Source organism: Actinoplanes sp. NPDC026670 (assembly GCF_040638175.1).
In the GTDB taxonomy this organism is placed as follows: domain Bacteria; phylum Actinomycetota; class Actinomycetes; order Mycobacteriales; family Micromonosporaceae; genus Actinoplanes.
This window is the reverse complement of sequence record NZ_JBEZXU010000001.1, coordinates 121,036-142,830: the sequence shown is the minus strand read 5'-3', so window position 1 is coordinate 142,830 and position 21,795 is coordinate 121,036. Positions and strand designations below refer to the sequence as shown.

The following is a 21,795-nucleotide window of genomic DNA, read 5'->3' as shown; positions in this document are numbered from 1 at the left end:
CGCGGTGGAACCGCCCGCCCCCACACCCGGCTCCCGCCACGCGGTGGAACCGCCCGCCCCCACACCCGGCTCCCGCCACGCGGTGGAACCGCCCGTCCCCACACCCGGATCCACTGCGCGGCAGCTGTTCCGCCCCGATCGGCGACTCGACAGACGTCACGACCGTCCCGTACCGAATGCCGATCTTGTCCGATCTTGATCGGTGAACGGTCATCGGCGCAGTGGTTTGACCGCCAGCACCGGATGGTCGGCGTTCAGCAGGATCTGTTGTGCGGTGCTGCCCAGGAACAGCTTTCCCACCGGGCTCCGCCGGCGAAGACCGATGACGATCACCGAGGCTCGGGTGTCGTCAGCGATCTCCAGAAGCACATCGGCGAACTGACCCGTATGCGCAGCCTGCCGGATCTCCAGCGACACGCCGGCCTCGGCAGCCCTCCCCGCCAACGCTGCAAGATCGTCAGGCGCGGCGACGTCCGCGCTGACTGGCGCGCCATCACGTGGCGAGTTGACCAGTAGGACCGACTCGGATCGGCGTGCTGCCTCGTCGAGCGCCGCAGCGAAGGCCGCCTCGCCTTCCACGGTAGGGAGATATCCGACCAGGACGGTCATTCCGACTCCTCAGGATTGGGATCACGCCGAACGGTCTGCTGGGACACGGGACCGGCTCTCCGCTGGTCTCCCCCGGCAGCTCCAACGACATTCGGTACAGAACGGCCGGCCGGCTCTGCCGACCCTTCCGGCCCGACGGCCGGGAGGGACGAGTCCGCCTGGCCCTCGGCCGGGAGGGACGAGTCCGCCTGGCCCTCGGCCTCCCTGGATGGCTTGGGGTGGCGTCGGCGGAGGAGTGTCCGGGCCAGGGGCAGCAGGATCACCGCGAGGAACGCGGCGGCGAGGACGCCGGAGATCGGGCGGGTCAGGAAGCCGGTGAGGTCACCGTCGAAGAGCAGCAGCGAGCGGCGCAGCGACGTCTCCAGCAGGCTGCCCAGGACGAACGCCAGCACCATCGGGCCGGGGTCGAAGCCGGCCTTCTTCATCAGATAGCCGAGGACGCCGAACCCGATCACCAGCCCGATGTCGAAGATACTGTTGTTGACCGTGTAGGCCCCGACCAGGGTGATCAGCACGGTGATCGGGGCCAGCACCGCCGCTCGTACCCGCAGAATCCGGACGAAGACGCCGAGCAGCGGGATGCTCATGATCAGCAGCAGGACGTTGCCGAGATACATCGAGTTGACGACGCCCCAGAACAGCTCCGGATGCTCGGTGACCAGTTGCGGTCCGGGCGTGACCCCCTGGATGAGCAGCGCCCCGAAGATCACCGCCATGGTCGCGTTGGCCGGGATGCCCAGTGACAACAACGGAATGAACGACGAGGTCGCGGCCGCGTTGTTGGCGGTCTCCGGCGCGGCGACGCCCTCGATGGCGCCCTGGCCGAAACGTTCCGGGTGTTTGGAGCGGCGTTTCTCCAGCGCGTAGGCGGCCATTGAGGAGAGGACCGCTCCGCCGCCGGGCAGGATCCCGAGGACGAACCCGATGACCGAACCGCGGCCGATCGCGCCGGACGACTGCCGCAGGTCGGCGCGGCTCGGCCAGACGTTGGTGACCCTGGTGGGCGCCTGCACCGCGCGGTGGCGTTCCTCCAGGTTGTAGAGGATCTCGCCGAGACCGAAAAGGCCCATCGCGATGGGTACGAAGTCGATGCCGTCCGCCAGCGACAGGTTGCCGAAGGTGAACCTCTCGGCACTGGTGAAGTCGTCACGGCCGACGGTGGCGAGCAGCAGTCCGATCGCCGCGGCGGTGAGGGCGCGGATCCGGCCACCGCTGCTGATCGTGCTGACCAGCATGATGCCGAGCAGCGCGAGCACGGTGTACTCGGGTGGACCGAAGTCGAGGGCGAACCCGGCGACGATCGGAGCGACGAGAGTGAGCGCGACGATGGAGAGGGTGCCGCCGATGAAGGACCCGATGGCGGCGATGCCGAGGGCGGCGCCGGCTCGGCCCTGCCGGGCGAGGGCGTGGCCGTCGAACACGGTGACGACGGACGACGCCTCGCCGGGCAGCCGCAGCAGGACCGACGTGACGGTGCCGCCGTACTGGGCGCCGTAGAAGATCCCGGCCAGCATGATCACCGCGGTGACCGGTTCCAGGCCGAAGGTGATGGGGAGCAGGATCGCGATGGTGGCGGCCGGGCCGAGACCGGGCAGGACGCCGATGAGCATGCCGATGACGACGCCGACGAGGCAGTAGAGCAGGTTCGCGGGTTCGAGAACGACCGCGAAGCCGTCGATGACCGAGGACAACGGTCCTCCAGGGGATCAGAACAGGTGGGGGATGGTGACGTCGAGCGCGCCGACGAACAACGCGTAGAAGACGACGACGATGCCGAGGCTGACGGCGATGGACGTCCGCCAGCTCTCCCGGCCGAGGAAGCGCAGCCAGACGAAGGCGAGAAGCACGGTCGGGATCTCGAAGCCGATGGTGGCGATCACCGCGACGAAGGCGATCATGCTGGCTACCGCGGCGACGACCAGCAGGCTGCTGCGGGTGAACCGCTCGGGTGGCTCGGCGCGGCGGGCCTGCGCCGCGAGAATCAGGCCGAGGATCACCAGGGCGACGCCGACGACCGTCGGCCAGGTGCCCGGACCGGATCCGAGCCCGGCGGCGCCGACGACCGCCGCACCGCCCAACGCGATCACGACGACGGCGGCGATCAGGTTGGCCGACGGACCGGCCGCGGGCGGCCGGTCGTCAGCGGGCTCGGTGGTCATTTGGCGCTCAGGTCGATCTTGTGCTGGGCCACCAGGTCACGGTACGTCTGGAGCGAACCGTTCCACTGCTGGAGCAGCGCAGCGCCGTCCACCTCGTTCGCGGTCAGCAGCCGTTTGGTGTTGAAGTCCTTGTACGCCTGATCCGCGAACCCCTTCTGGAAGGCCGTCCGCAGCCGGTCCACCACCTCCTTGGGGGTGCCCTTCGGCGCCACGATCGCCCGGGACTGCTGGACCGGCACGTTGAACCCGGCCTCGGTGGCGGTCGGGGTATCCGGCATGTAGCTGGGGCGCTGGGTGGCGAACGTGACGAGCGGAACCGCCTTGCCCGCCTCGATCTGTTCCTTCGCCTCGCCGAGCTGCACCGCCGCCACGTCGACCTGGCCGCCGAGGACCGCGGTCAGCGCCGGGGCGCCGCCGTTGAACGGCACGGCGGTGGCGTCCACACCGGCCTGGGCGAACAGCAGGGTCTGGGTGAGCTGGCTGCCGGTGCCGACGCCGGTGGTGGCGAACTTGATCGGCCGTTTGGCGGCGACGACGTCCTGGACGGTCTTGAACCCGGTCTGCGGATTGGCGATGAGGACGAAGTCGTCCTGCGAGATGCCGGTCACGACCTCGTAGTTGTTGATGTCGACGGCCTGGTCGGCGGGCACGGCGAGGGGTGTGATGTAGGCGAGCGAGCCGACGAACACCATGACCGTGTAGCCGTCGGGCTTGGCGGCGGCCAGTTCCTTCGCCGCGACCGCCCCGTTGGCGCCGGGCCGGTTCTGGACGGTGATGGCCTGGCCGAGGTCCTTGCTGGCGGGGTCGGCCAGGGCACGGCCGATGAGGTCGGTGCTGCCGCCGGCGTCCTGGCCGATCAGCAGGGTGACGGCCCGTTCCGGGTAGGCGGCGGTGGAGCCGCTGTCGCCGCTGGAGCCGAGGTTGCCGCCGCAGCCGGCGAGCACGAGCAGGCCGGTCAGGCCGATCGCGGGGAGCGTTATTTTCATCGGGAATCTCCCGCTTGTGAGGGGGGTCACTGGTGCCGCGAGCCTATGACCGGCCAGTAATGCATGTCCAAGCCAATTAGTGCATCGATTGATACCTTGACGGTATGACGTATTCCCTCGAACAGCTACGGGGTTTCATCGCCGTCGCCGAGGAACTGCACTTCGGCCGGGCGGCGATCCGGCTGCGGATGACCCAGCCCCCACTGAGCAGGCAGATCCAGAAGCTGGAGGCCGCTGTCGGGGTGCAATTGCTGGAGCGGGACAACCGCCGGGTCCGGCTCACTCCGGCCGGCCACGCGTTCCTCAACGAGGCCCGCCGCATCCTGGCGATCGCCGAGGCCGCTCCGGCCCTGGCCCAGCGGGTCTCGTCCGGCATGCGCGGCGTGCTCAAACTGGGCTTCACCTCGGCCTCGACGTTCGGCCACCTGGGCCGGATCCTCGACTACCTCAACCTGGAGCTGCCGGAGGTGCACATCGAGCTGTTCGAGATGGTCACCCGCGAGCAGATCGACGCGTTGTCCGCCGGCGACATCGATCTCGGGCTGGCCCGGCCGCCGTTCGATCCGGAGCTGTTCGAGTCCCGGCTGCTGCACCGGGAGGCGCTGCTCCTGGCGGTGCACGAGGACCATTCACTGGCCGATCTGCGCCGGCCCGTAGTTCCCGCCGATCTGGTCCGCGAGCCGCTGATCTTCCACTCCCAGCAGAAGGCACGGTACTTCTACGACCTCGTCGTCAGCATGGTGCCGCTGGCGCAGGAACGGATCATCCACACCGTGAGCCAGGTGATGACCATGCTCTGGCTGGTGTCCCGCGGCCGTGGCGTGGCCTTCGTGCCGGAGTCCGCGGGCATGATCTCGGTGCCGCACGTCAGGTATCTGCTGATCGACACGCCCATCCCGGAGCCGGTCGAGCTGCACGTGCTCTGGCCGCGGAACTCCGACAACCCGGCGCTGCCACGGGCGATCTCCGCCCTCAGCTTCATGATGCACTGACGGTATCAATCGATGCCGAAACACTCTTGGACAGGCATCACCGTCGGTTCCTACGGTTGCCTCGTGAACCGGATTCCCCCTCTCGACCTGGCCGCCCGGCTCGCCTCGGGCCTCCTCTCGTTCCCCGTGACCCATTTCGACGACGACCTCGCCTTCGACGAGCCGCGCTACCGGGAACACCTGGCGTGGCAGGCGAGCCACGGCGTCGCCGGCCTGTTCGCCGCCGGCGGCACCGGCGAGGGATTCTCCCTGACCAGCGCCGAGATCGACGCGGTCGTGCGGGCCGCCGTCGATGAGGTCGGCGGGCTGGTCCCGGTGATCGCGCCGGCCACCGGCAGCACCGCGCAGGCGGTCGCCCAGGCACAGGCCGCCGAGACGGCCGGAGCCGCCGGGATCCTGCTCTTCCCGCCATACCTGACCGAGGCCAGCCAGTCCGGCCTGATCGCGCACGTCGAGGCGGTCTGCCGGGCCACCGGGCTGGGCGTGATCGTCTACAGCCGGGCCAACGCCGTCCTCGAGGACGTCACGGTCGCGACTCTCGCCGACCGAAACCCCACGCTGATCGGCCTCAAGGACGGGATCGGCGACATCGAGCGGATGACCCGCACCTACGCCAGGGTCGGCGACCGGCTGATCTACGTCGGCGGGCTGCCGACAGCCGAGACGTTCGCGCTCCCGCTGCTTCAGCTCGGCGTCAGCACCTACTCGTCGGCGCTCTACAACTTCCTGCCCGAGTTCGCGCTGCGTTTCTACGCCGCGGTGCGCGCCCAGGACCGGGTCGCCGTCTACGGGATGCTCAACGACTTCGTCATCCCCTACCTCGACATCCGTGACCGGGCCCGCGGCTACGCCGTCTCGATCATCAAGGCCGGGCTGACCGCGGTCGGGCGGGACGGCGGGCGGGTGCGGCCACCACTCACCGACCTCACCGAGGGCGAGCGCTCCGACCTCAGCCGGTTGATCGAGAAGGTCAGATCATGAAGCCCACCGTCGAGCGCGTCGAGGTGGTGCCGGTCGCCGGGCACGACAGCATGCTGCTCAACCTCAGCGGTGCTCATGGGCCGTTCTTCACACGTACCGTCGTGGTCCTCACCGACAGCGAGGGCCGCACCGGCCTGGGCGAGGCGCCCGGGAGCGAAGCGATCCGCCGTACCCTCGAAACCGCTGGTGAGCTGTTGATCGGCCGGCCCGTGGCCGAGTTCGCCTCGCTGCTGCGCAGCTTCGCCGAGATCCACTCCGCCCAGGATTCCGGTGGCCGGGGCCTTCAGACGTACGATCTGCGCGTCACGGTCCACGCCGTGACCGCACTGGAGTCAGCGCTGCTCGACCTGCTCGGCCAGCACCTCGGAGTGCCGGTCGCCGAGTTGCTCGGTGAGGGCAGACAACGCGACAGCGTGCCCGTGCTCGGTTACCTCTTCTACGTCGGCGACACGTCCCGGACCGACCTGCCGTACCGGCACGAGGACGGTCCGGCCGACGACTGGGAGCGACTGCGTCGCGCGCCCGCCCTCACCCCGTCGGCGATCGTCACGCTCGCCGAGGCCGCCCGGGCCCGTTACGGATTCCGCGATTTCAAGCTCAAGGGCGGGGTGTTCGCCGGCGAACTGGAGGTCGAGGCGGTGCACGCCCTGGCCGAGCGGTTCCCCGACGCGCGGATCACGCTGGATCCCAACGGCGGCTGGCTGTTGAGGGACGCCATCGCGCTCTGCCGTGACCTGCACGGGGTGCTCGCCTACGCCGAGGATCCGGTCGGCGCCGAGGGCGACCTGTCCGGGCGGGAAACGATGGCCGAGTTCCGGCGTGCCACCGGGCTGCGTACGGCGACGAACATGATCGCCACCGACTGGCGGCAGATGGCCCACGCGGTGCGCGCGCACGCCGTCGACATCCCGCTCGCCGACCCACATTTCTGGACCATGCGGGGATCGGTCCGCGTCGCCCAGCTCTGTCACGACTTCGGGCTGACCTGGGGCTCGCATTCGAACAACCACTTCGACATCTCGCTGGCGATGTTCACGCACGTCGGCGCGGCGGCGCCCGGTGAGATCACCGCCCTCGACACGCACTGGATCTGGCAGGACGGCCAGCGGCTCACCCGTCAGCCGTTCGCGATCCGTGACGGCGCCATCGCCGTGCCGTCGACCCCAGGGCTCGGCGTCGACCTCGACCGTGACGCCCTAGCTGCGGCCCACGAGCTCTACCTGGAACACGGGCTCAGCGGTCGCGACGACACCGCGGCCATGCAGTACCTCCTACCCGGTTGGCGCTTCGATCCCAAGCGCCCCTGTCTGGTGCGGTGACTCATGACTGACCGAATCGCAGGTATCACCCTCTCGTCCGTCACGCTGCCGCTGAAACACGCGATCAGTGACGCCAAGGTGCTCACCGGGCGGCAGCGCCCGATGACGGAGGTCGCGTTCCTCTTCGCTGAGATCCGTGCCGAGTCCGGTCTGGAGGGTGTGGGTTTCAGCTACAGCAAGCGGGCCGGCGGGCCGGCCCAGTTCGCGCACGCCCGTGAGGTGGCGCCCGACCTGCTCGGCCAGGACCCCAGCGACATCCAGCGGCTCTGGACCAGGCTCGTGTGGGCCGGCGCCTCGGTCGGCCGCAGCGGGGCGTCCACCCAGGCGATCGCGGCGATCGACGTGGCCCTGTGGGATCTCAAGGCGAAACGGGCCGGACTGCCGCTGGCCAAGCTGCTCGGCGCCCACCGCGACTCGGTGCGCTGCTACGACACCTCCGGCGGATTCCTGCACGAGCCGATCGAGCAGGTGCTGGCCAATGCCAGCGCGTCGCTGGCGTCCGGGATCGGCGGCATCAAGATCAAGGTGGGGCATCCGTCGGCCGCGGTCGACCTGGCCCGGGTCCGGGCCGTCCGTGAGCACATCGGCGACGAGACACCCCTCATGGTCGACGCCAACCAGCAGTGGGACCGGCCCACCGCTCAGCGGATCGGACGAGCGCTGGAGGAGTTCGGGCTGGTCTGGATCGAAGAGCCACTCGACGCCTATGACGCGGAGGGGCACGCGGCACTCGCCCGCAGTCTGGACACGGCGATCGCCTCCGGCGAGATGCTGACCAGCGTGGCCGAGCACCACGAGCTGATCCGGCACGGCGCCGTCGACATCATCCAGCCGGACGCGCCCCGGATCGGCGGCATCACACAGTTCCTGCGACTGGCGGGCCTCGCCGAACACGCCAACCTGATCATGGCGCCACACTTCGCCATGGAGATCCACGCCCATCTGGCCGCCGCCTACCCCCACGAGCCGTGGATCGAGCACTTCGACTGGCTGCACCCACTCTTCGACGAACGCCTGGAGATCCGCGACGGGCGCATCCACCTCTCCGGCCGGCCCGGCCTCGGCGTGACCATCAGCGACCAAGCCCGCAAGTGGACAGTCGACCGAGCCGACATCGGCGCTCCGGCATGACTGCCCGGCCGGCACCGGCCACCGCGCCGAACGGCTCAGCCGGCCGCCGCAACCCGCCGCCGCTCGCCACGCCCCCGACGGCCTGGCGTTCACCGGTCCGGCGATGACGAAACCACGGTCGTCCGAGGCCCGGTTGGTGAAGCGTTCGCGTGGCGCACCGCAGCGCCTTCGGACCAGACTGGGACACGCGACGGCAACTCCGATGTGTCTGGGCAGCGGGCCCGGCCTCGACCCCGATTTCGTGGAGGGCACAGCATGACCGGCGTTCCCAGCATCGATCCGCGCAGCGGCACGACCGTGGAGACAGTCGCCGAGGAGACCACGACCGAACAGGTCAGCGCGATCTGCTCGGCCGCGCTCGCTGCCGCCGGCCCGCTCGAGGACCTGGGCCGTGAGGGGCGAGCGGCACTGCTCGACGAGTTGGCCGCAGCGCTGGAGGAGCAGCGGGACCGCATCGTCGAGGTCGCCGACCGGGAGACAGCGCTCGGGGCCGCCCGGCTCAATGGCGAGTTGAGCCGCACCTGCTACCAGTTGCGACTCTTCGGCGAGGTGCTGCGCGACGGCGGATACCTGGAAGCCACGATCGATCACCCCGCGGATACTCCGATGGGGCCACGCCCCGACCTGCGCCGGATGCTCGTGCCGATCGGGCCGGTCGCGATCTTCGGCGCCAGCAACTTCCCGCTGGCCTTCTCGGTTCCCGGTGGAGACACGGCGTCGGCCATCGCGGCGGGCAGCCCGGTGGTGCTCAAGGCACACCACTCGCATCCGGCGACATCGCAACTCTGCTACGACATCCTCGCCGAGGCCGCCCGGAAGGCCGGCGCCCCGGACGGCACGTTCGGCATCGTGCACGGCCTGCAGGCGGGCGCCGACCTGGTGGCCCATCCGGCGATCCGGGCGGTCGGCTTCACCGGCTCGGTCACCGGTGGGCGGGCCTTGCTCGCGATAATCGAGCAGCGCCCCGAGCCGATCCCCTTCTACGGCGAACTGAGCAGCCTCAACCCGGTCATCGTCACCCCAGCGGCCGCCGCCGACCGGGCCGAGAAGATCGGCGCCGAGTTCGCGGCCTCGTTCACTCTCGGGGCCGGCCAGTTCTGCACAAAGCCCGGCCTGCTGTTCGTCCCCACCGGCCCGGCCGGCGACCGTCTGGTGACCGCCGTCCAGGAGGCGATCGCCGCCCTGGAACCGATGGTGATGCTCAACGCCGGCATCGCCACCGCCTACCAGCGCGGCACCTCAGCACTCGCCGCAGCTGTGGGCGACACGGCGACGTCCGCGCCCGAAACCGCCGGCGACCCGGCCACGCCCCGGTTCCCGGCCAACACCGACGCGGATACTCCCGCTTCCACCGTCGGCAACCCGGCCATGCCCCGGTTCCCGGGCAATGCCGACGCGGATGCTCCAGCTTCCACAGCCACCGGCCAACCGGTCAACGGTGGCCCGAGCACGGTCAGCAGCACCGCCTCCATCGCCGGCGACTCAGCCATGCCCCGGTTCCCGGGCAATGCCGACGCGGATGCTCCGGCTTCCACAGCCACCGCTGGAGATCTCGGTCCGGCGGCGAACGGCGCCCGGAGCGAAACCGTGGCAGGCCTGCCGGGCCGGGCCGTGCCACTGCTGTTCACCGCCTCGGCCGCGGCGCTTCCGCCGGAGGCGACCGAGGAGTGCTTCGGGCCTGTCACTGTGGCGGCCCGATGGTCCGATGAGGCGGAGCTGTTCGCGGCCATCGCCGGGCTGCCGCCTTCACTGACCGCCACCGTGCACCGGGGTCCCGGCGAGACCGACCTGCCGGCCGAACTGACCCGCCGATTCCGGTCGCGCACCGGTCGCCTCGTCTACGACGGCTATCCCACAGGCGTCGCGGTTGCCTGGGCTCAGCATCACGGTGGGCCGTGGCCGGCCACCAACACTCAGCACACGTCGGTCGGCGCAACCGCCATCCGCCGGTTCCTGCGGCCGGTGACCTGGCAGAACGCGCCAGCCGAGCTACTTCCATCCGAGCTGCGTGACGAATACGACAGCGTTCCACGGCGGATCGACGGGGTGTTTCGCACGAGACTCTGAGGGTGCAATTCGATCATGCGGTGCTGCTCGTGGCCGGGGGTGTCGGGTCGGGTTTGACGGGTTCGATGGCGGGGCTGGCTTCGCTGATCAGCTACCCGACGTTGCTCGCTGTCGGGCTCCCACCGATCGCCGCCAACGTGACCAACTCGGTGGGTCTGCTCGCCAGCGGCGCCGGGTCGGCCGCCGGGTCTCGGCCGGAGTTGCGCGGCCAGGGCCGGCGGATTCTCCAGCAGAGCGTGTTCGCGCTGCTCGGCGGCACCACCGGTGCGATTCTGCTGATGAACACGACGTCAGCGGTGTTCGAACGGATCGTGCCGGTGCTGATCGGCCTGGCCGCGGTCGTCCTGCTGATGCGTGATCAGCTGCGCGGCTGGTACACCCGGCCGAAGGGGCGGTTCGCGCAGCCGCCGCTCGGTCTGGCGATCTTCTTGATCGGCATCTACGGCGGCTATTTCGGGGCGGCGGCCGGAGTCCTGATGCTGGCCGTCATGTCCATGTCGATGGTCGAGCCGCTGGCGGTGACCAACGCCGTGAAGAGCGTCGTCCTCGCCGCCTCGAACGCCGCCGCCGCGATCCTGTACGCCTTCATCGCCCCGGTCCACTGGACCGCCGCCGCACTGCTCGGCATCGGCTGCCTGATCGGTAGCTGGATCGGCCCAGCCCTGGTCCGCCGCACCCCGGAACGCCCGCTGCGCATCCTCATCGCCGTCGCCGCCCTCGGCCTCGCCGCCTACCTCTGGCACGACGCCGGCACCCCATAACCCGCCGCCATCGTCTTCGGGCCGATCGTGCGGTTCATCCACACTGGATCGATCAGGTCCGGACGGGCTGCTACCAGGGCTTGTCGACGGCGGCCTGAGGCTGGTTCTATTCCGCCGTTGACAGGGCTGTCGGACGTCCCGATAACGAAGACGGAAGCATACATTGGGCGACTGCGTGCGCTGGTCGTCGTGATCGCGAAGGTGAAAGCACACGTTGCACCGATCGTGAGGCCTGGTCAACGTGATAGCGACGACGGACGCACGCGGTCGGTGATTGTGCGATCTGGTTGTCGTTCATCGCGAGCCCTGGTTCGCTCGGGGCCATCGGGTTTCCGGAGGAGTTCAGCACTGGTCCGGTTCTGCGGCATCGTGGTGGGGGATGCCGGTGCTGGCGTGGGCGTAGTTGCCGGCCTTCTGGGACGGCAACCGAACCCACACCTGGTGGCAGGCGCGTCGAGTGAACATCGACGGGCGGTTCGCCCACCCGATGCAGGAATGGCTTGGCTGGAACGGATGTGCTGAGAGCCCCATCGAGCCAGGTGAACAGTGACTCGCAGACGCGGACCTGATGACGCGAGCTCTGAAGCGGGCGACGGAACCCCCAACGATGTCAAGGCTCGGGCACCGGTCGCGGCTGCGACCGGGCGGACAGGTGGATGGGCGGGCAGATGGATGGGCGGCGGGTGAACGGAAGGGACGGGGCGGATGGGCGGGCGAGTGGATCACCGGGCGGGTGACTAGACGGGGCGGCCGGATGGGCGGACGCGCGGATGGCAGGTGAGCGGATGGGCAGGTGAGCGGATGGGCAGGTGAGCGGATGGGTGGATGGGAGAGCGGATGGGCGGATGGGCGGGCGGGAGGGAGCGCGGGAGTTACCAGGTGGTGGAGTCGGTTTGGAGGAACGGGCGGGGCGGGAACCCGTCTCGGACTGCCTCCAGGAAAGTGATGATCTCGGCGGCTACCGAGCGGTGTGAGACGTCGTTGAGTACGTCGTGGTGGGCGCCTCGCACGGTGGCCAGACGCGCGGTGGGGAGCGATTTCGCCAGGCGGGTCAGCGCGTCACGGTCGGCGAGTGGGTCGGCTTCGCCGGTCAACAGCAGATGGGGTACGTCCGAAGCGCTCCCGTAAGCAGCGTCGAGCAGGTCGGCCGGGACCGGGGAGGCGAGAGCTCCCCTGGTCACGGCGGTGTCGTCGGTCAGCACGCCGCGATGTACCGGGCAGTGGGAGCGGGCGTCGAGTTCGTCGTCCCAGCTGCCTTCGTGGCGGAGGTCGTGTCCGGGCAGTCCGGCCAGCACCACAGCGTCCGGGCGGATGGTGGCGGACAGTGTCGCGAGCAGTGCCGCGAGCAGCGCCGCGCCGGTGTCGGAGCCGGTGAGCACGAGTGGGCGTACCGCATCGGGGGTTGCCGCAGTGATCGCCGCCGTGAGGGACTCGAGTGCGGTCGCCAGACCGCCGGCCTGGACGGGCGGCGCCGTGACGATCCGGACGTGGTAGGCGTCGGCCGCCAGACGGCGGCCCAGCCGGGCGTAGCTGAGCGGACTCTCGCCACGCCCCGGAACGACGACGACGGTACCGCGGATGTTGAGCCCGGCCGGAGGCAGATGCTCGGCGAAGCCCGCCGAAGAAGCGAAGGCCGCAGGCAACCCAGGGGACGCAGACGAAGCGGAATCCGCGGACGAACCAGAAGACGCCGCAGGCGCGGAGAAACCAGAAGACCCGGAAGACGCCGACGAAGCGGAAGGCGCGGAAGAAGACAGCGCAGAAAAGGAGGAATCAGGGGTCGGGATTGTCATTTCGGGCCGCCGTTTGTGTGGGAGGGTTTCCAGCCGAGGGCGGGGGCGACCTCGGTGGCGATGAGTTCGAGAGCTCGCACCGCGGCGTCGAAATCGGGGATGCCGGGATTGAACTGGGTGATCAGATCGGTGGCCACCGGCAGGACCTTCTCCTGCTGGAAAGCGGCCACAATCTCGTCCGGATGGCCGTAGAAGGCGTGGAACCGGCGCAGATATTCGTCGCTACTTTGACCGGCCGGGAACGAGCCGCGGTCGACGAAGTTCTGGGCCGCGCGCAGCACCCCGGATTCGATCTGGGCGAGCGCCGTCCGTTTGTCGGCCGCCGGAAAGACGAACCGGGAAATGCCGATCCGTGGGGCACGCGGCTGGTTCCAGGCGGCGAGGAACGCGTCGGCCCACCCGCGCTGGACGTCGTCGGTGTTCTCGGTGTACCCGTAGGTGGCCCGGTTGAGCAGCAGATTCGCACCGGCGTCAGCGGCGTAGGCAGCCCCCTGCGCACTGAACACCGCCTGCCAGACCCGCTCGGTGAAATCGTCGGTCAGCGGCGGCTGAACGGTGAAACCGGGCGTCCCGACCTCCTCGTTCCGTAGTGCTCGGCGCAGCAGGTCGAACGAGGACGTGGTGATTTCGCGGCGGCGTTCGAAGTCGGCGCCGAGGGCCGCGTATTCGACCGGGCCGGAACCACTGCCGACACCGATCTCGACCCGGCCGCCGCTGAGCGTGTTGACGACGGCGACGTCCTCGGCGAGACGGATCGGATTCTCCAGCGGCAGGATGGTGATGGCCGTGGAGAGCCGGATCCGTTTGGTACGGGCAGCCGCGTGCGCCAGGAACGGCCACGGCGAGGACAGCCCGCCACCGTGCAACGGAATGTGATGCTGGGCGACCCAGCCGACGTCGAAGCCGAGTTCGTCGGCGACCACGAACAGTTCCTGAGCCCGCCGATAGGTTTCGGACAGCGGCCCCCGCCCCTGCACGTGGGTGAGAAATCCGAGACGGAATCGGGGGGACGTCATACCGGGGCTCCTTCGAGGTCCAAGAGCGTGCGCAACTCACCGCGGGCGGCCCGGCCGGCCGCCGCGGAACGCAGGGTGGGCGCAGAGCTGACAAGCAATCTGGTGTACGGGTGAGCCGGCTCGTTGATCACCGCGGAGGCGGGCCGGTCCTCGACGATCTCCCCCTGGTAGAGCACCGCGATCCGGTCCGCGACGCCGGCCACCGAGCCGAGGTCGTGCGAGATGAACAGCAGGGCGGTGCCCGCGTCCCGTAGTTCCTTGAGCAGTTCGAGCACCTGCACCCGGTTGGCCGAGTCCAGCGCGCTGACCGGCTCGTCGAGCAGGATCAGCCGGGGCGAGGTGATCAGCGCCCGGGCCACCGCGACACGTTGCCGTTGCCCGCCGGAGAGCTCGCCGGGGAGCCGGTCGAGGAGGGACTCGTCCAGCCGTACCCGATGAAGGATCTTGTGCACTTTGTCGTCGATGCCGGCTGAGCCCTGGATCCGCAACGGCTCGGCCAGCGACTCGGCGATGGTGAGGTCGGGGTCGAGGCTCTTCAGCGGATCCTGGAAGACGTACTGGACCAGGCCGCGCCGTCGCAGCTCACGCCACTGCCTGGGCTTGAACGCGGCGACGTCGGCGCCGTCCACGACGATCTTCCCGGCGCTCGGGCGGACCAGGCCGAGGATCGTGCGGGCCAGCGTCGACTTGCCGGAGCCGGTCTCGCCGATGACTCCGACCGTCTCGCCCGGCGAGAGGCTGAGGGAGACGCCGCGCAGCGCGTGCAGCCGGCCGGCGCGGCGCCGGTAGTGGACGTCGAGGCCGGTGATCTCAAGAAGAGACAAGGTAGCGCTCCAACCCGTAGGACTCGTGCTCGGCGATGAGGAGCTGGGTGTACTCGTGTTCGGGGTGGTAGAGGATCTTCTCGACCGGGCCCTGCTCGACCACCTCGCCGTCCCGCATGACCAGCACCTCGTCGCAGAACTGGGCGACCACGGCGAGGTCGTGCGACACCACGACCAGGGCCAGGCCGGTGTCGTCGCGCAGGTCGGCGAGCAGGTCGAGGATCTCGGCCTGGACGGTGACGTCGAGGGCGGTGGTGGCTTCGTCGGCGATGAGCACCCTGGGTTCGGCGGCGATCGCGGCGGCGATCAGCGAGCGTTGCAGCATGCCACCGGAGAGCTCGTGCGGAAACTGATCAAAAACAGACCTTCCGAGGCGTACGGCGGCCAGGAGCTCGATCGTGTGGAGGCGGGCGGCGCGCCGCCGCAGGCCGAGCTTGACCCGGACCACCTCGGCGACCTGCGAGCCCACGGTGAGCGACGGGTTGAGGTAGGAGGCCGGGTCCTGGAAGACCGCGCTGATCGTGGAGCCGCGCAGCCCGGTCCACTGTTTCGGGGTGAGCGTGGCGACGTCGTGGCCGTCGAGGTCGATGCGGCCGCCGGCGATCCGGAAGTGTTCCGGCAGGATGCCGAGCGCGGCCCGGCAGGTGATGGTCTTGCCGCTGCCGGATTCGCCGACGATGCCGACGACACCGCCGGGTTCGAGAGTGAAGGAGACCCCGCGGACGATCTCCCGGCCGTCCACGTCGTTGCGGATCCGGACCTGGTCAAGCGCGAGCACGGACATCGGCACTCCTCTTCAGCAGCAGGGCGCGCCCGGCCTCGCCGGTCACGTCGCGGATCGCGTCGGCGAGCGAGTTGCAGGCCCAGACGGTGGCCATGATCAGCGCGGTCGGCACCAGAGGCGCCCACGGCCGGAAGCTGAGATAGCCCAGGTCCGCGGCGAGCACCCCGCCCCACGTCGGCGCGGGCGGCTGCACGCCGATGCCGAGGAAGGTCAGGCTGGACACCACCACGAAGCCGATGCCGGTGGTGTTGGCCAGGGCCACCGCGATCGGCGGTAGCACCTTGACCCAGACGTGTCTGCGCACCACCCAGCCGACCGAGGCGCCGGCGATGATCGCCGCCTCGACGTACGGGGAGCGGGCCACCGACAGCGTCGCGGCCCTGGAGACCCGGAAGAACAGCGGCGAGATCAGGATGCCGACGGTGAACATGGCCTGCGGGATGCCGTTGCCGAGCAGGGCGGTGACGGCGACCGCGAAGACCAGGAACGGCAACGCGATCAGCGTGTCGGCCAGGCGCAGCGTGACCCATTCGAAGACCGCGCCGAGGTAGACCGACAGGATGCCCGGGATCACCCCGGCGACCAGGGCGACCAGCGACACCTGGATCGAACCGAGGACGCTGATCCGGGAACCGTCGAGGAGCCGGCTGACGACGTCGCGGCCCAGGTAGTCGGTGCCGAGCCAGTGGGCGCCGGACGGGCCGGCGAGGATGTCGGCGCCGCCTTCGAGCGGGTCGTACGGGGCCAGGAACGGCCCGATCGCGGCCAGCAGAACGATGAAACCGAGAATGCCGACGGCGATCCGGCCGCTGGGCAGCTGGAGGATCCGGCGGATCATGTCAGACCCCTCTCGCGCTCGGCCGGGGATGCGGCCCGGGCCGGAATGCGGGCCATGTCAGACCCCTCTCGCCGAGGCCGGGGTGACCCGGACCAGGATCACGTTGACCAGCAGGTTGAAGACGACGACCAGGACCACCGAGACGACCAGGACACCCTGGACGGCCGGCACGTCACCGCGCTGCGCGGAGTCGGCGGCGAACTGCCCGAAACCCGGCATCCCGAAGATCGACTCGGTGACGACGGCGCCGCCGAGCAGGTTCGGGAACTTCATGCCGAGGACGGTCAGCGCCGGGCCCATGCCGTTGCGCAGGACGTGCCGGAAGAAGATCCGCCGGGGGCTGAGGCCGCGGACGATCGCGCCGGTCACATAGTTCTCCCGGTACGCCGCCACGAGCCCCGACCGCAGTTGACGTGCCACGTCGGAGACCGTGTCGAAGCTGAGCGCGACGGCCGGCAGCACCAGGTGCGCCAGCCACACGCCGAACCCGCGCTCGGCCGGGATGTAGCCGGCCGACGGGAACCAGCCGAGCGCCACCGCGAACACCACGACCAGGGCGATGCCGACCACGAACGACGGCATCACCGAGATGAACGTCATGAACCCGGTGATCGCCCGGTCCACCCAGGTGGTCCGGCGGGCCGCGGCCAGCACGCCGAACCCGAACCCGAAGACGACCCCGATGATCAGCGCCAGGCCGGCCACCGAGAGGCTGATGATCGCGCCCTCGAACAGCAGCCGGGAGATGTCGGCGCCGTTGAACCAGCTGACGCCGAGATCACCTTTCAGGACCTGGGAGAACCAGTCGAAGTACTGGGTGAGGAAGGGCCGGTCGAGCCCCCACTCGTGTTCGATCTTGGCCACCGTCTCCGGGGTGGCCGACTCACCCAGTTGCAGGTGAGCCGGGGAGAGCCCGCTCAGCGCCCGCAGCGCGAACGTCACGAACGTGGCGACCAGAAAGACCGGAACGAAGATGGCGATCGTACGGACGAGACCGCTGAGCAGGCCCTTCATCAGCCGACCGTCAGTCCGGTCCAGTGGAGCTGGCCGGGGATCGGCGCGAAGTCCGACACCTTGGGGCTCTTCACGAACAGGTTGGGCTGCGAGTAGGTGAAGACCAGCGCCTGGCTCTCCAGGCCGGCCCGGGTCGCCGCCTGGAGGTTCTTCTGGTAGTCGGGCGAGTCCAGCGGGGTGCTGCGGGCGGTCGCCACGGCGGCCTCGAAACCGGCCGGCTGGTACGGGGTGCTCAGGTTCAGCGGGCCGTTCGGGCCGAAGTGCGCGGTCAGGGTCTGCACCGGCGACTCACGGCCGGTGGTGCCGTAGATCGACAGGGCCAGGTCCTTGGCGAAGAACGGGGTGGCCCAGTTCGGGTCGACCTTGATGTTCACCGTGATGCCGGCCGCGCCGAGCTGCGACTGGATGATCTCGGCGGCCGTCTGCTGGGCCGGGATGACCAGGTCGACCTGGATGTCACCGGGCTGGTAGCCGGCTTCGGCGAGCAGTGCCTTCGCCTTCGCCACGTCGTAGGGCCAGCGGTTCGCCGACTGCTGGTCGTACGCCAGGTAGTTGCTCGGGAACGGCTGGTCGGTGGCCGTACCGGATCCGAAGGTGACCTTGTCGACGAATTCCTGGCGGTTGGTCGCATGCCGCACCGCATCGACGACCTTGGGGTTGTCGAAGGGTTTCTTGTTGATGTTGATGCTGATGTTCGCGGCGTTGTAGCCGGGCTGGATGACGACGTCCAGCTTGGACGCCTCGGCCGCCTTGATCTGGTTGGGGGTCAGGCCGGCCAGGTCGTAGACGCCGGTCTGCACGCCGGAGACGATGGTCGCCGCGTCCGGGGCGGAGAGCAGCTCCACCTTGTCGATCTTGATGTTGGCGGCGTCCCAGTAGTCCGGGTTCTTCTTCAGGTAGACGTGCGAGCCCGGGACGTTCTCGGTGACCACGAACGGGCCGGCGCCGACCGGGTTCTTGTCCAGCGCGGCCGGGTCGGCGGCCGCCTTCGGGCTGGGGATCTGCGCGACGCGCTCGCCGAGCAGCAGCGGGATCTGGAAGTCGGTCTGGGTCAGGTCGATCACCACGTCGGTGTCGCTGGCGGCGGTGACCGTCTTGATCGAGGTGAGGTCACCGAAGAGCGCCGAGTCCTTCTGCGTCTTGGCCCGCTCCAGGTAGGCCTTGATCGCGGCCGCGTTCACCGGCTCGCCGTCGCTGAACTTCAGGCCCCTACGCAGGTGGAAGGTGATCTGGTCACCCTTGTCGTTGTACTCCCAGCTCTCGGCCAGGCTCGGGACGGCCTCGCCCTTCTCGTTGATCTCGGTCAGCGAGGCGTAGGCCAGCGACAGGATGCGGAACTGCGCGCCACTGCCGGACACCACCGGGTCCCAGTGGGCGGGCAGGGTGACAGCCCAGCGCAGAGTCGACTCGTCGAGCGCATCGCCGGCGGCCCCTCCGGCGCAACCGGACAGCGCGAGCACCAGCGTGGTCACGGCCAGGGTGAAGCGTCTCATCAGGCTGCCTTCGCGGTGGTGTGGATGTTCTGGGGGACGGGCAGGCCGAGGTTGCCGCGCAGGGTGGCCGACTCGTACTCGGTGCGGGCGACGCCGCGTTCGCGCAGGATCGGCAGCACCTCGTCGATGAAGCGGGCGAACTCGCTGGGCACGGTGACGGTCAGGTTGATGCCGTCGAAGGCGCCGGCCTCGAACCACCTCTGGATCTCGTTCGCCACGGTGAGCGGGGATCCGGTGAACGGGGAGCGGCGCGAGTTGATGGTGTGCTCCACGACCTGGCGCAGCGTGAAGTCGTTGTCCTTCGCCAGCTTCTTGATCTTCTCGGCGTGCGTACGGAAGCTGCGGTCACCCAGGTCACCCAGCTCCGGGAAGGGCGCGTCCAGGTCGTACTGCGTGAAGTCGTGCCAGCCGAACGGGCGGCCCAGCTCCTTGAGCGCCCGGTCGAAACTCTTGCCGCCGATGACGGCGGCCTCCTTCTCGCGGGCCTGCTCGTCGGTGTCCGCGATGATCGGGCTGATGCCCGGGACGATCAGGACGTGCTCGGGATCGCGGCCCTTGGCGGCGGCCCGGCTACGGATGTCACGGGCGAAGGCGACGCCCTCCTCGATCGTCTGCGCGTGCGTGAAGATCGCCTCGGCGATGCTCGCGCCCAGGTCACGGCCCTCGTCGGAGTCGCCGGCCTGGAAGATGACCGGCTGCCCCTGCGGGGAACGCTGGAGGTTCAGCGGGCCGACCACCTGGAAGTGCTCACCGATGTGGTTGAGCGCGTGCTGCCTGCTCTTGTCGAAGAAGACCCCGCGCTCCTTGTCGCGCGGGAAGGCGTCGTCCTCGTAGGAGTCCCACAGACCCTGGACGACGCGTACGTGCTCCAGCGCCCGGCCGTACCGGGTCGCGTAGTCGTAGTGCTCCTTGCGGCCGTAGTTGCCGGCGGTCCCGCCGTCCCCGGTCGCGACCACGTTCCATCCCGCGCGGCCCCCGCTGATCACGTCGAGCGAGGCGAGCCGGCGCGCCACGTTGAACGGGTCGTTGTAGGAGGTGGTCAGCGTGCCGACCAGCCCGATGTTGGTGGTGTGCACGGCCAGCGCGGACAGCAGGGTCAGCGGTTCGAGCCGATTGAGGTAGTGGTTCGGCGAATCCGGGGTGATGAACTGGCTGTCCACGATGAAGACGTGGTCGAACTTCGCCGCCTCGGCCTGCTGGGCACGGGCGATGTACCAGCGGATGTCGACGCTGGCGTCGCCGGGGATCTCCGGACTCAACCAGGTGTGATGCTGGCCGGGTCCGCCCACACCGAGCAACACCGCCCCCAATTTAAGGGTCTTTTTAGACATTTAACGGCCTTTCTTGGGTACGCCGTTCGCCGGCGCTGAAACATCGAGGGGGTTGTGGCGCCTCGGGCGGCGGCGCCGGCTTCAGTATCGGCAGGCTCCGGCTCGGACGTCCAAGGAGAGATCGTGATGACAAGCCATCACGCTCGTTAATCAATTCCTAGTAGACTGATAGGTATGAGTCGGTATCTCGACATCGCTCCGCTGCGCAGCCTCGTCGCCGTCGCGGACTGCGGTGGATTCCAGCGCGCAGCCACGTCGCTGCACCTGAGCCAGGGCGCGGTCAGCCAGCACGTCCGCCGCCTGGAGACCGCCCTCGGCCGCGCCCTGGTCGAACGCGACGGCCGCGGTTCCCGGTTCACCAGCGACGGTGAGGCCCTGCTGAACCACGCCCGGCGGATCCTGGCCCTGCACGACGAGGCCCTGCACGCCTTCGGCGCCTTCGACGTCGAAGGCGAACGGACGCTGGTGATCGGGTCGACCGAGCACGCCGCGGCCCAGCTGCTGCCCGACCTCACGACCGCGCTGGCCGCCACCTTCCCGGAGCGGCGCATCCGGTTCCGGATCGACCGGGGCGCCCAGTTGCGGACCGCTCTTCAGGAGGGCCGTATCGACCTGGCGCTACTGCTCGGCCCGGCACACGAGAGCGACGCCCGGACCGTCGGGGAACTGCACCTGACCTGGTATTCAGCACCCGGCTGGACATCGCCGGCGCCGGGTGAGCCGGTGCCACTGGTGTGCTTCGACGCGCCGTGCGCGATCCGCAGCCTGGCCCTGGAGACGCTCTCCGCCCACCAGGTGCCGACCGAGGTGGGCGCCGAGGCCGCACACCTGGCCGGGGTTCAGGCCGCGGTCCGCGCCGGCCTCGGGGTGGGCCTGATGGCCACGCTCGGCCAGCGTCCGGACGGGCTGACCGCCCGCGCCGACCTGCCGTTGCCGCGACCCCTGGAACTGTCGGTCTGGCCTCGCCGCGGCCTGCCGGCCGACCTGGTCGACGGCGCGGCCACCGCGCTGACCAAGATCCTGACGAACGCTGTTCACCATCACTGAGGGCCACCTCCGGCCAGCGCTGTCACTCGCCATGATCGAGAGCGACATAGCGGCCGGAATGGTAGACGAGCGGGGTGGACGCCTCGCCCAGCCCGTGCTCACCGCTGAGCGGGCTGGCCAGCACGATCGTGTGGTCGCCGGCCTCGACCCGGTCGACCACCCGGCAGACCAGGCGGGCCAGCACGCCGTCGAGCAGCGGAACCCCGCCGGGACCGGGCTGCCAGGCGCCGTGCTCGGCCAGCCGGTCGATCCCACGGGTCGAGAAGGTGCGCGCCACATGCTCCTGCTCCTGCCCGAGCACGTGCACCGCCACGGTGTCGGCGGCCGCCACCGCGGGCCAGGCCGAGGCGGATTTGGCCAGGCAGAACGAGACGAGCGGCGGGTCCAGCGAGACCGAGGTGAACGAGGTCGCGGTGAATCCGGTGGCCGGCTCACCGGGCGCGGTGATCACGACGACGGCCGCGGCGTGCCGGCGCAGGAGCTGCCGGAAGAGTTCGGCGTCCACAGTATCGGCGGGGACGGCTTGCAGGGTCATGACGGGCCTCCATCGTGTCGCAACAGGTGCTGCCTCCGCGAAGGCGCCACGTGATGCCCGAGGTCACGCGCCGCCAGGTTCGCACCACCGACGGTGCTCTGTGACAGCACGGCCC

At 69.7% G+C, this 21,795-nt stretch carries 20 protein-coding genes; 7 read left to right on the top strand and 13 right to left on the bottom strand.

Annotated features, from left to right (window positions below):
- Positions 1-210: 210 nt before the first annotated feature.
- From AB0E94_RS00610 to AB0E94_RS00595, 4 genes are read right to left on the bottom strand one after another with little or no spacing between them, the layout of a single operon-like run.
- Positions 211-609 carry a universal stress protein gene (locus tag AB0E94_RS00610; protein WP_360320220.1) on the bottom strand — a complete coding sequence of 133 codons (399 nt, stop codon included), beginning with the start codon at positions 607-609 and terminating at the stop codon, positions 211-213.
- Positions 606-2,300 (bottom strand): tripartite tricarboxylate transporter permease, encoded by a 1,695-nt coding sequence (locus tag AB0E94_RS00605; protein ID WP_360320217.1) that lies wholly within the window; start codon positions 2,298-2,300, stop codon positions 606-608. Before AB0E94_RS00605 ends, AB0E94_RS00610 begins: the two co-directional genes overlap by 4 nt.
- A gap of 15 nt (positions 2,301-2,315) precedes the next feature.
- Positions 2,316-2,768 (bottom strand): tripartite tricarboxylate transporter TctB family protein, encoded by a 453-nt coding sequence (locus AB0E94_RS00600; protein ID WP_360320214.1) that lies wholly within the window; start codon positions 2,766-2,768, stop codon positions 2,316-2,318.
- The gene (locus AB0E94_RS00595; RefSeq protein ID WP_360320211.1) at positions 2,765-3,754 is read right to left on the bottom strand and encodes a tripartite tricarboxylate transporter substrate binding protein; all 990 of its coding nucleotides are present in this window, start codon (positions 3,752-3,754) and stop codon (positions 2,765-2,767) included. Before AB0E94_RS00595 ends, AB0E94_RS00600 begins: the two co-directional genes overlap by 4 nt.
- Positions 3,755-3,858: 104 nt before the next feature.
- Here AB0E94_RS00595 and AB0E94_RS00590 point away from each other — a divergent pair, with 104 nt between their 5' ends.
- The 6 genes from AB0E94_RS00590 to AB0E94_RS00565 all read left to right on the top strand — a co-directional run bounded on the left by AB0E94_RS00590 (position 3,859) and on the right by AB0E94_RS00565 (position 11,005).
- A complete protein-coding gene (locus tag AB0E94_RS00590) occupies positions 3,859-4,746 on the top strand; it encodes a LysR family transcriptional regulator (RefSeq protein ID WP_360320208.1) in 888 nt (295 codons plus the stop codon).
- A 63-nt stretch (positions 4,747-4,809) separates the two neighbouring features.
- Positions 4,810-5,727, top strand: a complete 918-nt coding sequence (kdgD, locus tag AB0E94_RS00585) for a 5-dehydro-4-deoxyglucarate dehydratase (RefSeq protein WP_360320205.1) — start codon at positions 4,810-4,812, stop codon at positions 5,725-5,727.
- Positions 5,724-7,046 (top strand): enolase C-terminal domain-like protein, encoded by a 1,323-nt coding sequence (locus AB0E94_RS00580; RefSeq protein WP_360320202.1) that lies wholly within the window; start codon positions 5,724-5,726, stop codon positions 7,044-7,046. Before kdgD ends, AB0E94_RS00580 begins: the two co-directional genes overlap by 4 nt.
- A 3-nt stretch (positions 7,047-7,049) precedes the next feature.
- Entirely contained in the window at positions 7,050-8,177 is a 1,128-nt protein-coding gene (locus AB0E94_RS00575; protein ID WP_360320199.1) for a mandelate racemase/muconate lactonizing enzyme family protein, read from the top strand.
- A 255-nt stretch (positions 8,178-8,432) separates the two neighbouring features.
- Positions 8,433-10,244, top strand: coding sequence for an aldehyde dehydrogenase family protein (locus AB0E94_RS00570; protein WP_360320196.1), 1,812 nt, complete (start codon positions 8,433-8,435; stop codon positions 10,242-10,244).
- Between the two features lie 2 nt (positions 10,245-10,246).
- A complete protein-coding gene (locus tag AB0E94_RS00565; RefSeq protein ID WP_360320193.1) occupies positions 10,247-11,005 on the top strand; it encodes a sulfite exporter TauE/SafE family protein in 759 nt (252 codons plus the stop codon).
- Between the two features lie 872 nt (positions 11,006-11,877).
- On the opposite strand, the gene AB0E94_RS00560 is transcribed toward AB0E94_RS00565, so the two are convergent.
- From AB0E94_RS00560 to AB0E94_RS00525, 8 genes are all read right to left on the bottom strand, one after another.
- Positions 11,878-12,648 carry an alpha/beta hydrolase gene (locus tag AB0E94_RS00560; RefSeq protein WP_360320190.1) on the bottom strand — a complete coding sequence of 257 codons (771 nt, stop codon included), beginning with the start codon at positions 12,646-12,648 and terminating at the stop codon, positions 11,878-11,880.
- 146 nt (positions 12,649-12,794) lie between these two features.
- Positions 12,795-13,814, bottom strand: a complete 1,020-nt coding sequence (locus tag AB0E94_RS00555) for an LLM class flavin-dependent oxidoreductase (protein ID WP_360320187.1) — start codon at positions 13,812-13,814, stop codon at positions 12,795-12,797.
- Positions 13,811-14,638, bottom strand: a complete 828-nt coding sequence (locus AB0E94_RS00550) for an ABC transporter ATP-binding protein (RefSeq protein ID WP_360320184.1) — start codon at positions 14,636-14,638, stop codon at positions 13,811-13,813. Before AB0E94_RS00550 ends, AB0E94_RS00555 begins: the two co-directional genes overlap by 4 nt.
- Complete coding sequence (locus AB0E94_RS00545; protein ID WP_360320181.1) at positions 14,625-15,422, bottom strand: ABC transporter ATP-binding protein; 798 nt, start codon at positions 15,420-15,422, stop codon at positions 14,625-14,627. The genes AB0E94_RS00550 and AB0E94_RS00545 overlap by 14 nt, the downstream gene beginning before the upstream one ends.
- Positions 15,403-16,260 (bottom strand): ABC transporter permease, encoded by an 858-nt coding sequence (locus AB0E94_RS00540; RefSeq protein WP_360320178.1) that lies wholly within the window; start codon positions 16,258-16,260, stop codon positions 15,403-15,405. The genes AB0E94_RS00545 and AB0E94_RS00540 overlap by 20 nt, the downstream gene beginning before the upstream one ends.
- Before the next feature lie 57 nt (positions 16,261-16,317).
- Complete coding sequence (locus AB0E94_RS00535) at positions 16,318-17,274, bottom strand: ABC transporter permease (RefSeq protein WP_360320175.1); 957 nt, start codon at positions 17,272-17,274, stop codon at positions 16,318-16,320.
- Positions 17,274-18,767, bottom strand: coding sequence for an ABC transporter substrate-binding protein (locus AB0E94_RS00530; RefSeq protein ID WP_360320172.1), 1,494 nt, complete (start codon positions 18,765-18,767; stop codon positions 17,274-17,276). Before AB0E94_RS00530 ends, AB0E94_RS00535 begins: the two co-directional genes overlap by 1 nt.
- A complete protein-coding gene (locus AB0E94_RS00525) occupies positions 18,767-20,068 on the bottom strand; it encodes an LLM class flavin-dependent oxidoreductase (RefSeq protein WP_360320169.1) in 1,302 nt (433 codons plus the stop codon). Before AB0E94_RS00525 ends, AB0E94_RS00530 begins: the two co-directional genes overlap by 1 nt.
- Before the next feature lie 204 nt (positions 20,069-20,272).
- On the opposite strand from AB0E94_RS00525, the gene AB0E94_RS00520 reads away from it, so the two are divergent.
- The gene (locus AB0E94_RS00520) at positions 20,273-21,145 is read left to right on the top strand and encodes a LysR substrate-binding domain-containing protein (RefSeq protein ID WP_360320166.1); all 873 of its coding nucleotides are present in this window, start codon (positions 20,273-20,275) and stop codon (positions 21,143-21,145) included.
- A gap of 22 nt (positions 21,146-21,167) precedes the next feature.
- Here AB0E94_RS00520 and AB0E94_RS00515 read toward each other — a convergent pair whose 3' ends face one another.
- Positions 21,168-21,680 carry a flavin reductase family protein gene (locus tag AB0E94_RS00515; protein ID WP_360320163.1) on the bottom strand — a complete coding sequence of 171 codons (513 nt, stop codon included), beginning with the start codon at positions 21,678-21,680 and terminating at the stop codon, positions 21,168-21,170.
- Positions 21,681-21,795 lie beyond the last annotated feature (115 nt).

Coding starts and splice junctions, on each gene's coding strand:
- AB0E94_RS00610 (WP_360320220.1), bottom strand. CDS start 609: ATGACCGTCCTGGTCGGATATCTCCCTACCGTGGAAGGCGAGGCGGCC.
- AB0E94_RS00600 (WP_360320214.1), bottom strand. CDS start 2,768: ATGACCACCGAGCCCGCTGACGACCGGCCGCCCGCGGCCGGTCCGTCG.
- AB0E94_RS00595 (WP_360320211.1), bottom strand. CDS start 3,754: ATGAAAATAACGCTCCCCGCGATCGGCCTGACCGGCCTGCTCGTGCTC.
- AB0E94_RS00590 (WP_360320208.1), top strand. CDS start 3,859: ATGACGTATTCCCTCGAACAGCTACGGGGTTTCATCGCCGTCGCCGAG.
- AB0E94_RS00580 (WP_360320202.1), top strand. CDS start 5,724: ATGAAGCCCACCGTCGAGCGCGTCGAGGTGGTGCCGGTCGCCGGGCAC.
- AB0E94_RS00575 (WP_360320199.1), top strand. CDS start 7,050: ATGACTGACCGAATCGCAGGTATCACCCTCTCGTCCGTCACGCTGCCG.
- AB0E94_RS00570 (WP_360320196.1), top strand. CDS start 8,433: ATGACCGGCGTTCCCAGCATCGATCCGCGCAGCGGCACGACCGTGGAG.
- AB0E94_RS00555 (WP_360320187.1), bottom strand. CDS start 13,814: ATGACGTCCCCCCGATTCCGTCTCGGATTTCTCACCCACGTGCAGGGG.
- AB0E94_RS00545 (WP_360320181.1), bottom strand. CDS start 15,422: ATGTCCGTGCTCGCGCTTGACCAGGTCCGGATCCGCAACGACGTGGAC.
- AB0E94_RS00540 (WP_360320178.1), bottom strand. CDS start 16,260: ATGATCCGCCGGATCCTCCAGCTGCCCAGCGGCCGGATCGCCGTCGGC.
- AB0E94_RS00535 (WP_360320175.1), bottom strand. CDS start 17,274: ATGAAGGGCCTGCTCAGCGGTCTCGTCCGTACGATCGCCATCTTCGTT.
- AB0E94_RS00530 (WP_360320172.1), bottom strand. CDS start 18,767: ATGAGACGCTTCACCCTGGCCGTGACCACGCTGGTGCTCGCGCTGTCC.
- AB0E94_RS00520 (WP_360320166.1), top strand. CDS start 20,273: ATGAGTCGGTATCTCGACATCGCTCCGCTGCGCAGCCTCGTCGCCGTC.
- AB0E94_RS00515 (WP_360320163.1), bottom strand. CDS start 21,680: ATGACCCTGCAAGCCGTCCCCGCCGATACTGTGGACGCCGAACTCTTC.